Here is a 10,470-nt window from a genome sequence, read left to right on the forward strand (position 1 = left end):
TAGTAATTACCCTCAATATAAAAATAAAATAAATATGCAGAAAGAGATCACTTTGCCCATTCAGGGTATGACCTGTACCGGTTGTGCTACAGGCATCGAAAAAAAAGTAAAGCAATTAGAAGGAGTTATAGCATTAGATGTATCTTATCCTAAAGGCGAAGGAAAATTCATCTTTGATTCCAGCACCACATCTCAGCAAGATATTATTGATAACATAGAAATGTCTGGCCAATATAAAGCTAGTAACGGCCAACAGGTTTCAGATAAAAATAATTTTGACCTTATCATTGTTGGTGGAGGGTCAGCCGCATTTTCAGCAGCCATAAAAGCTGAAAGTTTAGGTCTTAAAACCCTTATGGTAAACGCGGGCTTGAATTTTGGCGGCACTTGTGTTAATGTAGGCTGTGTTCCTTCAAAAAACTTAATAAGAGCTGCCGAAACGGCATATCACGCAACCCATTCTAATTTTCAAGGGATCAGGCCTAAAGGTGTAGATATAGATTTTAGCCAGGTTATTAAAGATAAAAAAGACCTGGTAGCGGCCCTGCAGCAACAGAAATATATGGATGTGGTAAAAGATTTTAAGAACCTGGCCATGTTAACAGGATGGGCTGAGTTTGTGGATAAAGGTACCATTATTGTTGATGGGAAAGATACTTACACAGCCACAAACATTCTTATTGCGACCGGAGCTACCACCTACATCCCTAATATTGAAGGATTAAATGAGGTTGGCTATCTAACCAATGTATCCTTATTCGATTTAGAAGAAAAACCGCAAAGCCTGACCATTATGGGTGCGGGCTATATCGGGTTAGAAATTGCCATGGCATACAATAGATTGGGCGTAAAAGTGCGTATCATAGAATTCACCGACAGGCCTTTAAGAAGCCAGACCAAGGACATAACAGATGTGCTCGAAGCACAAATGAAGAAGGAAGGAATAGAAATCCTGCCTAATTTTCGAGCCTTTAAATTTGAAAAACAGGGAGCGGATACTATTATTCATTGTAACTGTCCCGACGGTACTACCACACAAATTATTGAAAAAGGCAAAATAGTGGTTGCCACAGGAACAAAACCTAATACTTCTAAACTAGGACTGGATAAGATCAAAATGAACCTTTCAGCGGTGGGACATGTTTTGGTGAACGAAAAGATGGAAACCAATATATCCAATATTTTTGCTGCCGGGGATGTTACCCAGACCCCTCCTTTTGTTTATACTGCAGCCACTGAAGGAAGTACTGCTGTAAGCAATGCGTTCTCACTTTCAAAAACCGGTATCGATTATTCTTCATTGCCTTGGGTAGTATTTACGGACCCTCAAGTTGCTGGGGCAGGTATGGACGAAATAGTAGCCGAAGAAGCCGGCCTTCCCTTCGAAGTGTCTAAATTAGACCTTAGCCATGTTCCCAGGGCTTTGGCCGCACAGGATACCAGAGGGTTTATTAAACTCATACGTAATACTGAAACCGATAAATTAATTGGCGCCAGAGTAATCGCACCCGAAGGAGGTGAATTGATACAACAATTAAGTATGGCCATAAAGTTTGGTATAACCGTAAAAGATTTGGCAGAAAGCTTTTATCCTTATTTAACCTTAGGAGAAGGGATAAAACTGGCAGCTATTACTTTTGGAAAGGATGTTTCTAAATTAAGCTGTTGTGCCAGCTAATAGTATGGGAGTTTCACGATGTATTCAATTGAAGAAAGGGATCATGCCGGGATTATTGCTAATCCCGGATATTACTGGCTTTACTAAATATATTAACGAGGCAGATCTACAATACAGTCAGATTACTATCGCACTCTTGCTGGAGGCAATACTTAAAAACAACAAATTAGGGCTTCAGGTTTCAGAAATAGAAGGTGATGCCATACTGTTTTATAGTTTCAAAAAAGATTATACTGTAGATGAAATTATAGAACAATGTTTTTTAATGCATCGAGCGTTTCACCATCAATTAAAGCAAATAATTGAAACAGATTGTTCGTGTGGGGCATGTACGCTTTTAGGAGAGCTTAGTTTAAAGTTCATTCTCCATTATGGAGAATTGGGATCTGTTATGATCAATGATTTTTGCAAACTCTATGGTAAGGAAGTAATTATAGCCCATAGATTATTGAAAAATGATTTGGCACTCAAAGAGTATATCCTTGCTACGGAAGATTTCTTTACCCAGTACGGAACTAATTATATAAGAAATTTACAATTTGAAAAAACATCTCAGGTTATTGATGAAGTCGGGATTATAAATTATCGATTTCTAAAATTTTATTAATTGTAATTATTAAAAGCATATGAAGAAACAGGAAATAATATTTGACGGTCATCAATTTGTGAATGGTTTTGAAAAGATGCTCAAGGAAATGAACCTTCCCAATAGTGATAAAGTGTATTGGGAATTACTTAAGGGAAGACCCCTGCCTCGAGGTCGCTTTTCTGAAGTGATGGATGTCCCTATAGATAAAGCACATCAAATAATACAGCAATACGGAGAGGTCAATAAAGAAGGTGAAATTGTGGGTTATTTAGGACTTTCTTTAAATAAAACTGTACATCAACTAAACTTTGACAATAAAACTTTGTATGCCTGGTGTGCAATGGATAGTATTTTATTACCCCGGTATCTAATGCATAGATGGGAAATAATATCAATAGATCCTATAACCGACATTCCTGTAAAATTGTCTATTTCAGATAATCTTCTAGAATGGACCAGGCCTGTTCCCCTCTTTATTTCATGGGTCGAAAAGGCCGATAGTTGTGATATCAAATCAAGTTTCTGCCGGCACTCCTTCTTTTTTGGTTCAGAGGATGCCGCAAACAAATGGTTAGAAAAAAATCCATTAGGAAAAATTTCAAAAGTAGAAGATTTTTTTTCCAATTCTAGCGGGTTTAAATGTTGTTAATTCTATTTGTATGTATATCATAAAGTTATTCTAAACCTTCTTTGGTTTTTAGGAAAGAAAACGAGATTTATATAAATTAAAAACTAACCAATCTAAAATTTAAATTATGAAAAAGTACGATGTATTTGTAATAGGTTCTGGTATGTCAGGTATGACCGCTGCCAATAAATGTGCCTCCAAAGGCCTTAAGGTAGGCATTACCGATGAACTTCCCTATGGTGGAACCTGTGCCCTAAGAGGCTGTGATCCCAAAAAGGTGATTATAGGCGCAACGGAAGTACGTGATTTTGCAGAAAGGCTTAAAGGAAATGGAATAGATACAGTGCCTAAAGTCAATTGGGAAGATATTATGGCATTTAAACAATCTTTTGTGGATGCCATGCCTCCTAAAATTGAAAAAGGATATAAGAATAAAGACATAGACACCTATCATACTTCAGCTAAATTTTTATCTGATAACACCTTAGAGTTAGGTGATGAAGTTATTGAAGCCGATAAATTTGTGATCGCAACCGGAGCAAAACCCCGGGTACTGGATTTTGAGGGTGGAAATTTGGCTCTTTCAAGTACAGATTTCCTTAACCTGAAAAAACTACCTGAATCGCTTTTATTTATTGGAGGTGGCTACATTGCCTTTGAATTTGCTCATATCGCTGCACGGGCTGGTGCCGATGTTACCATATTGCATCGTGGTGATCACCCATTAGAAAACTTTGATCATGACATTGTACAACATCTTGTGAATGCAACCCGAAACCTGGGAATTAAACTTGTTTTGGAAACTGAAGTCTCTAAAATTGAAAAGAAAGAAGATCATTATGTAGTTACAGGAAAATCAAATGGAAAAGAGGCCACTTATAAGACTGACTCTGTCTTTAACTCGGCCGGTCGTCCTCCCGCCATATTTGATTTAGATTTGGAAAAAGCAGGGATATCTTTTTCAAAAAAAGGAATTGCGGTAAATGAATACCTTCAAAGTACCTCTAACGCCAATATTTATGCAGCGGGAGATTCGGCAGATTCAAGAGGATTACCCCTTACCCCTGTTGCAGTAATGGAAGGGCATGTTGTGGCATCAAATATCATCAAAGGGAACAAGAAAAAAGTTAATTATCCACCAATGCCTTCCGTAGTTTTTACTTTGCCTACCCTGGCATCAGTAGGATTAACCGAAGCAGAAGCCAAATCAAAACAGATAGAATATCAGGTCAATTATAACCATGCGGAAAGCTGGTTCAATGCAAAAAGACTGAATGTTAAGGAATATGCCTACAAAACTATCATTGATAAAGAGAATCAGACTATTCTTGGCGCACATTTAATAGGACCTAACACGGAGGAAACCATCAATTTATTTGCCATGGCGATAAAGACCAAAATGAAAATCAATGAGTTAAGAACGATGATCTTTACGTATCCAACTTTGTCATCAGATATCCCTCATATGCTTTAAAAATAAATAGATTATGGAAATAGAACTAGTTTCTACCATTACATGTCCTGGTTGCGGACACACAAAAGAAGAGGAAATGCCCACAACAGCCTGTCAGTTTTTTTACCAATGTGATAATTGCAAGCATTTATTAAAACCAAAAGAAGGTGATTGCTGTGTTTATTGTTCTTATGGTAATGTTGCCTGTCCACCCATTCAGGAAGGAACAAATTGCTGCTAAAAATTTAAAATACTTTTGGTGACCTCCCCCACTCCAGATGTATCTTGCTGAAAATTAAAAGTATGATTCCTAGAGATCTAAGTAAAGATATAAAAACTCGCTTGCAGAGCATCAGCGGCCAGCTTAACGGACTTATAAAAATGCTGGATGAAAATAAAGATCCAGAAAAGATTCTGATCCAGTTCAAAGCGGCGCAAAAAGGACTTGATAAGGCGCATTTTCTTCTTTTAGATGAAGTGTACCGCAAAGCGCTGGCGATCACAATTTCAGAAACTGTGGAAGCCTGTCCCGGTAATTGCGGTAATGAAGAGCGAATTGAATTTATTCGCAAACAATTTCCCGACCTTGAGCTTAACAGCCTTACCGATAAAATGAAGGAGATTGATGAACTTAAACGAAGGCTGGAATCTTACATTTCCGAAAATAGATCAGAGTAAAACATTCAAAAATTTTCCATTTAATTTTAATACTAATAAAAATCTGTCGTAAAAAAGCAGGTTTTTTTATTTGGAGACCACCCCGGTTCCGCTCTTATCTTTGGATTGTTCTTTAATAAGAAGGATAAAACTGATTGTTAATTTAAATTCAAAAAAAAATGAAAAGACAAATAGAAATATTTACGGCAAATTGTCCGGTTTGTGATCCGGTTGTAAAAATGGTGAAAGAGTTGTCCTGCGATAGTTGCGAGATTACCACCTATAACCTGGTGGAACAATGTGAGGATAAGACCTGTATAGACAAAGTGCAGGAGTACGGTGTAAAGAGAATTCCCGCGGTGGCGGTTGATGGAAAATTGCTTGAGTGCTGTACAAACAATGGTATAAGCAAAGAAAAACTTATCGAAGCAGGAATAGGAAAAGCCAGTTAGCAAAACCATCGTACTGAAATTAAAATCTGAAACTTTTTATGGCAGCCATTTTTGGCTGCCTTTTTTTTTAATCAAATTAAAATGTTAAATCTTTATTAATCGGCTTGCCTACCCCCCGGGCTATGAGTCGATATTTGAAAAGAGGTTCGGCTCTTAATCTTTTATTTCTGATTTCCGAGCAAATCAGGAAGTAACTAAAACCATTTAAATTATGAAACCATTAAGTTCAGAAATGCAAAAATGTATCGATGATTGCAACGCCTGCATTACTGCGGCGAGAATTTGCCTTGACCAACATTTGGGGGAACCAGACATGAAAGAATGCCACAAATTTTGTCTGGATTGTATTGCTTTATGCACAGCCTGTGTTCAACTACTTGCAAGCCAGTCTGATTATTCAAAACGCCTATGTGCCATTTGTGCCGACTTATGTAAAGCCTGTGCTGATGAATGTGCAAAGTTTGACAGTGAAGTTTGCCAGCAATGCGCAGAAAAATGTCGAACCTGTGCCGAAAGCTGTAAAGAAATGGCAGCTTAAAAAAAATGTAAAAAAATTTTAAAAGGAGCGGCTAAAAAGTTGCTCCTTTTTTTTAATAAAGAAAGCTAACATTAGGATACCACCCCAGGTTAGATTTTATGTTTGACATCTTTATAACTGTGAGATGGCAGTTTATTCAAGAAGCCAAATAAATATAACAGCTTTAAAATTCCCAGTAAAAATAATACAGAGTAATGGAAAATCCCAATTCAAATAAACCCTTAAAAACCATTTTTGCTCCCCTGGCCATGGCAGCGGGCTTAATATTTTTTCAGGCGTATATGATAGCGCCACTTATTCCTAAACTGGCAACTATTTTTAATGTATCAGAACAGCGGATTGGTCTTATAGTACCAGCTTATATGCTGGCTTACGGAGTTTCAGTCCTGTTTTATGGTTTCATATCCGATAAATTTGGAAGAAAACGCATACTTCAAATATCCCTACTGGCTTTTATTGTATTAACAGCGATAACCGCCCTGGTGCAATCTGCTTCACAACTCATCCTGTTACGATTGCTAACGGGTTTAGGGGCAAGCGGTGTGGTGCCAATGTCCCTGGCACTTGTAGGAGATATGTTCAAACCTTCAGAGAGAGGGAGACCCCTGGGACTTTTATTTGCCGCTATGGAAGGGGGAATGGCTTTAGGTTCTACCGCCGGGGTAATGTTGGAACCTTATACAGGCTGGCGTATGTTATTTTTGGCAACTGCCCTCTTGGCCGCTTTGGCTTTGTGGATACAAGTAGCCCGAATGGGCTGGAAACAGGAACCTCATAAATCCAATCGTACTTCATTCAAAAAAATGGTAGGTGGGTTTTACAGGCTACTTGCTTTCCCACGCGGGTTAAGGACCTATTTATTTGTATTCTGGAATGGGATCTTCCATTCAGGTATTTATACCTGGTTAGGGGTCTATTTTGTACAAAAGTATGATCTGGGGCCAATAGAAATTGGTTTGGCCATTCTGGGTTATGGCCTGCCAGGATTTTTCTTTGGTTCCCTTATAGGGCGCGCAGCCGATCGCAGGGGGCGATATCCTATTATTTTAACAGGCTTGGCAACAGCGGCCATAGCAACAGCCAGTCTCGCCCTGGAAATACCCGTTCTTGTCGCGGCCCTTGCAGTCACCTTGATCTCTTTGGGATACGACCTCACTCAACCTCTATTTGCAGGTATAGTAACCGAATTGGGTGGTAAAACAAAGGGAGGCCAGGCCATGGGACTGAATGTTTTTGCATTGTTTACCGGCTTTGGCCTTGGGAGCTTATTGTTTGGGGAATTATTGAAATTAGGATTAGATCAGGCGTTAATTATTTTTGCGGTTGTACAGGCAGTATTTACGATTGTAGCCGCAAAACTTTTGCAGACAGAAATGAAATTATCAATAAAATGATAAGCTATAACATCCATTTAGATTCTGGTAAGGCCATAACTTTTTTAAGGTGGAGCATTGGCATAATTTTCATCTGGTTTGGGATGGTTAAATTTTTTATTGGTCTGAGCCCGGCAGAAGATTTGGCTTCCTCAACCATTTGTACCCTGAGCGGCCATTTCCTTCCACAAGGAAGTTGTATGCCTATATTGGCTATTTTTCAAAGCCTTATTGGCATATCCTTGTAATTGGGGAAGTTTTTGAAATGGGCTTTAGGCTTATTTTTCCTGCATATGTTAGGAACTTTTTCAACCTTCTTCATTTTTCCCGAACAAATGTTCTCCCATTTCCCATTTGTATTAACTATGAAAGGTCAATATGTAATGAAAAATATAATCATACTGGCAGCAGTGACCAGTATTTGGGCCTCAACAAGAAAAATGGTGTCAATAAGGGATGATCCCAAAAAATAGAATGTGCTGCAAACAATTTTTTAAAGCCTATTTTAAATATAAAATTTTTAGCCTATGAGAACTACAGAAGAAGTATTAAAAGATCATCTGGAACTTTCTAAAAAGGGATCTATAGAAGAGGACCTGCATAGAAACTTTTCCAAAAATTTGATCCTTCTTACTACGCATGGTATTGATAAAGGACATGAAGGACTAAGGGAATTAAATAAAATGCTGATAAAGGATTTCCCCGAAGCGGAGTTTAACTATATCAATTTTCTTTTTGAAGATGAAATAGCTTTTCTGGAATGGACTGCATATTCAGACAGTTCACAAATAGATGACGGAGCAGATTCCTACATAGTGCGCGAGGGGCTGATAATTGCCCAGACCATTCATTATACTATCCGAAAGAAAAAATGAAAAAAGAATATTTCAGATTTTTAGAAGATTAAGCAGTAGGATTTTTTTAAAGAAAAAAATAAAATCTAATTTGGTTACCACCCCCCTGCTGCCCCTAATTTTGACATAGTTAATTTTTAAAAATCAATTATAAGATGATAGGTTTACATAAAGAATTATTCGCGGTATTGTTAACCGGAACGACCCTTGCGTTTTCTGGAAATACCGCTAGCGCTATGGATCAGAAAAATGAAAATCAAATTGAATTTAAAATCCAAAAGGAGATGACGGAAAAAATCTTACACTTAAAAATTAAAGGCATGCATTGCCAGTCCGGTTGTGCTAATGGTATCGATTCAATGTTGAAGGAGCAAAAAGGCATTATTAAAAGTGAAACAAGCTTTGATAAAAGCTCCTCGATAATTGAATATGATCCAAAGCAGATTTCAGAAGAAAAGATACTCTCCCTTATCAAAGACCGTGGGTTTGAAGTGGAAGTTGTAACCGAAAAGGGGGCTTCTGTAAACGGATAGAGATACCTGTATAAAAACAATAAAGATGTTTGCTAAAATAAAAGAAGACTTCGTAAGTATAGGATCCCTTTTTACCTCGGTTTCCACCTTACTGTGTTGCGCCCTGCCTTCGCTACTGGTTGCCCTGGGAATGGGAGCTGTGGTTGCGGGATTGGCTTCTGACCTGCCCTGGCTCATTACCATGAGCAAATATAAAGACTGGACCTTCCTGATTGCCGGGATTATGATAGGCTTTAATTTCTGGTTGTTCTACGGAAGAAAAAGAAACCAAACCTGCGAGATCGATGAAAACGGAAATGAGACCGCATGTGATACAGCAACAAGATGGAGCAAAGCCATTCTTTGGTTTTCCTTTGGCCTTTATGTCCTTGGATTGTTTGCTGCTTATTTACTATTGCCCATTCAAAGATTTTTAGAAGTTTAAATTTACAAAACATGAAAAATTATTTTTTGATCCTATTCATAGGGTTATCGACACTGTATAAAGTAGAAGCCCAGGGGCATGGCCCAATTTATGGATTACAAACCCCCACCCTGGCAAAAGGCGGTATAAACATGAACGCTTCCGGAATGAGTATAGCGACCGAAGACGAGGCCTCTTATATGCTTCGGTATACATTTTTCTATGGCATTACGGAAGATTTACAGGTTACCCTTACCACTCCTACTGTGATTGAGCGTCTGGAAAATGCTCCACGAACCCGTGGAAATAGCATGATGCCTTCCAATGGAGATATCGAGGCTGCTTTGTGGTATCGTTTTTTTTCAAATGCTTTTGGGGTAGGAAAGAGGTTTGAATCCACAGCAATTTTAGGTGTATCTGCCCCTACTGAGGATGTTCGCGGACAGGTGAATGTAGGGAACTCTATCCATGGGGCCATTTCTACGGGATATGCCTCACGTACCTGGTACGCCTGGTTAGGTGGCGGTTACCAATATTATTTTGAAAAGGACAACGAGCAATTAGGCGATTTACCCTATGCAAGCATGGTGATAGGTTATCGTCCCGATGTTTTTATGGGGGATTATCCTAAACCCGACTGGCGGATATTTGTAGAATCACTGGCCGAATTTCCCGGAGATAATAAAGTTAACGGACAATTTTTTTCTACAGATGAACGGAGTAAAAAAGTATTGGTTGGTCCTTCAATTTTAGGACTTACCGGTCCCTGGGGAATTTCCTTCGGGGCATTGTTCCCGGTATACCAGGATCTTATTCCGAATACGCCCCGTGAAAAATATAGGGTCTCACTGAACATAAGTTATTGGTTATAACAGATATTAAAGAAGAATTTTAAACATAAAAAAAGAGTAAAATGAAAAGAATAGCATTAATTATCGTAGTGACAGTGTTTGGAATCATAAGTTCCAACGCCCAAATCACCAAAGTAGATCAGGAAGTTTTTGGAATGGATTGCGCACCTTGTGCCTATGGCCTTGAACGCGGACTCAAAAAAATGGATGGTATAGAAAAGGTACAAGTAAGTCTGAATGAAGGCAAAGCTTATTTAGATCTGACTGCAAACAATAATTTAAGCTTGAAACAAATTCAGGAAGAAGTGAAAGTGAATGGTTTTTCAGCTAAGAATGCCGAAATAGTTATAAAGGGCAACTTCGTTGAGCAGGATGGCACTTATGCAATACAAACCGGGAAAGAAACTTTTAAGATAGCTGAAGCAACTTCTACCAACTTACGTTCCAGGTTAAAACCCGGA

The 10,470-nt window shown here is 38.4% G+C and carries 14 protein-coding genes; all 14 read left to right on the forward strand.

What is annotated here, in order from left to right:
• Positions 1-34: 34 nt before the first annotated feature.
• Positions 35-1,678 carry a mercury(II) reductase gene (gene merA / locus APB85_RS15795; RefSeq protein ID WP_013073411.1) on the forward strand — a complete coding sequence of 548 codons (1,644 nt, stop codon included), beginning with the start codon at positions 35-37 and terminating at the stop codon, positions 1,676-1,678.
• On the forward strand, positions 1,668-2,285 hold the full coding sequence (locus tag APB85_RS15800) for a DUF2652 domain-containing protein (RefSeq protein WP_075325754.1): 618 nt from the start codon (positions 1,668-1,670) through the stop codon (positions 2,283-2,285). Before merA ends, APB85_RS15800 begins: the two co-directional genes overlap by 11 nt.
• 19 nt (positions 2,286-2,304) lie before the next feature.
• Entirely contained in the window at positions 2,305-2,916 is a 612-nt protein-coding gene (gene merB / locus APB85_RS15805; protein WP_013073413.1) for an organomercurial lyase, read from the forward strand.
• Between the two features lie 106 nt (positions 2,917-3,022).
• Positions 3,023-4,369, forward strand: coding sequence for a dihydrolipoyl dehydrogenase family protein (locus APB85_RS15810; RefSeq protein ID WP_013073414.1), 1,347 nt, complete (start codon positions 3,023-3,025; stop codon positions 4,367-4,369).
• A 13-nt stretch (positions 4,370-4,382) separates the two neighbouring features.
• Complete coding sequence (locus tag APB85_RS17540; protein ID WP_075325753.1) at positions 4,383-4,589, forward strand: GDCCVxC domain-containing (seleno)protein; 207 nt, start codon at positions 4,383-4,385, stop codon at positions 4,587-4,589.
• A 62-nt stretch (positions 4,590-4,651) separates the two neighbouring features.
• On the forward strand, positions 4,652-5,026 hold the full coding sequence (locus APB85_RS15820; RefSeq protein WP_011709211.1) for a metal-sensitive transcriptional regulator: 375 nt from the start codon (positions 4,652-4,654) through the stop codon (positions 5,024-5,026).
• Between the two features lie 158 nt (positions 5,027-5,184).
• Complete coding sequence (locus APB85_RS15825; RefSeq protein WP_013073416.1) at positions 5,185-5,457, forward strand: thioredoxin family protein; 273 nt, start codon at positions 5,185-5,187, stop codon at positions 5,455-5,457.
• Positions 5,458-5,804: 347 nt separating this feature from the next.
• Complete coding sequence (locus APB85_RS17380; RefSeq protein ID WP_156858131.1) at positions 5,805-6,017, forward strand: hypothetical protein; 213 nt, start codon at positions 5,805-5,807, stop codon at positions 6,015-6,017.
• 172 nt (positions 6,018-6,189) lie between these two features.
• Entirely contained in the window at positions 6,190-7,389 is a 1,200-nt protein-coding gene (locus APB85_RS15835; RefSeq protein ID WP_013073418.1) for an MFS transporter, read from the forward strand.
• 506 nt (positions 7,390-7,895) lie between these two features.
• The gene (locus tag APB85_RS15850; RefSeq protein WP_013073421.1) at positions 7,896-8,243 is read left to right on the forward strand and encodes a nuclear transport factor 2-like protein; all 348 of its coding nucleotides are present in this window, start codon (positions 7,896-7,898) and stop codon (positions 8,241-8,243) included.
• Between the two features lie 134 nt (positions 8,244-8,377).
• Positions 8,378-8,755 (forward strand): heavy-metal-associated domain-containing protein, encoded by a 378-nt coding sequence (locus APB85_RS15855; protein ID WP_197055441.1) that lies wholly within the window; start codon positions 8,378-8,380, stop codon positions 8,753-8,755.
• 25 nt (positions 8,756-8,780) lie between these two features.
• Positions 8,781-9,179 (forward strand): hypothetical protein, encoded by a 399-nt coding sequence (locus tag APB85_RS15860; RefSeq protein ID WP_013073423.1) that lies wholly within the window; start codon positions 8,781-8,783, stop codon positions 9,177-9,179.
• Between the two features lie 11 nt (positions 9,180-9,190).
• Positions 9,191-10,030: a hypothetical protein gene (locus APB85_RS15865; RefSeq protein WP_013073424.1), complete on the forward strand. Its 840-nt coding sequence runs from the start codon at positions 9,191-9,193 to the stop codon at positions 10,028-10,030.
• 41 nt (positions 10,031-10,071) lie between these two features.
• Positions 10,072-10,470, forward strand: a 399-nt coding sequence (locus APB85_RS15870) for a heavy-metal-associated domain-containing protein (RefSeq protein WP_169929160.1), incomplete at its 3' end; no start/stop codon positions are given.

The sequence above is a fragment of the Salegentibacter mishustinae genome (assembly GCF_002900095.1).
Lineage (GTDB): Bacteria > Bacteroidota > Bacteroidia > Flavobacteriales > Flavobacteriaceae > Salegentibacter > Salegentibacter mishustinae.

Coding starts and splice junctions, on each gene's coding strand:
- merA (WP_013073411.1), top strand. CDS start 35: ATGCAGAAAGAGATCACTTTGCCCATTCAGGGTATGACCTGTACCGGT.
- merB (WP_013073413.1), top strand. CDS start 2,305: ATGAAGAAACAGGAAATAATATTTGACGGTCATCAATTTGTGAATGGT.
- APB85_RS15810 (WP_013073414.1), top strand. CDS start 3,023: ATGAAAAAGTACGATGTATTTGTAATAGGTTCTGGTATGTCAGGTATG.
- APB85_RS17540 (WP_075325753.1), top strand. CDS start 4,383: ATGGAAATAGAACTAGTTTCTACCATTACATGTCCTGGTTGCGGACAC.
- APB85_RS15820 (WP_011709211.1), top strand. CDS start 4,652: ATGATTCCTAGAGATCTAAGTAAAGATATAAAAACTCGCTTGCAGAGC.
- APB85_RS15825 (WP_013073416.1), top strand. CDS start 5,185: ATGAAAAGACAAATAGAAATATTTACGGCAAATTGTCCGGTTTGTGAT.
- APB85_RS15835 (WP_013073418.1), top strand. CDS start 6,190: ATGGAAAATCCCAATTCAAATAAACCCTTAAAAACCATTTTTGCTCCC.
- APB85_RS15850 (WP_013073421.1), top strand. CDS start 7,896: ATGAGAACTACAGAAGAAGTATTAAAAGATCATCTGGAACTTTCTAAA.
- APB85_RS15855 (WP_197055441.1), top strand. CDS start 8,378: ATGATAGGTTTACATAAAGAATTATTCGCGGTATTGTTAACCGGAACG.
- APB85_RS15860 (WP_013073423.1), top strand. CDS start 8,781: ATGTTTGCTAAAATAAAAGAAGACTTCGTAAGTATAGGATCCCTTTTT.
- APB85_RS15865 (WP_013073424.1), top strand. CDS start 9,191: ATGAAAAATTATTTTTTGATCCTATTCATAGGGTTATCGACACTGTAT.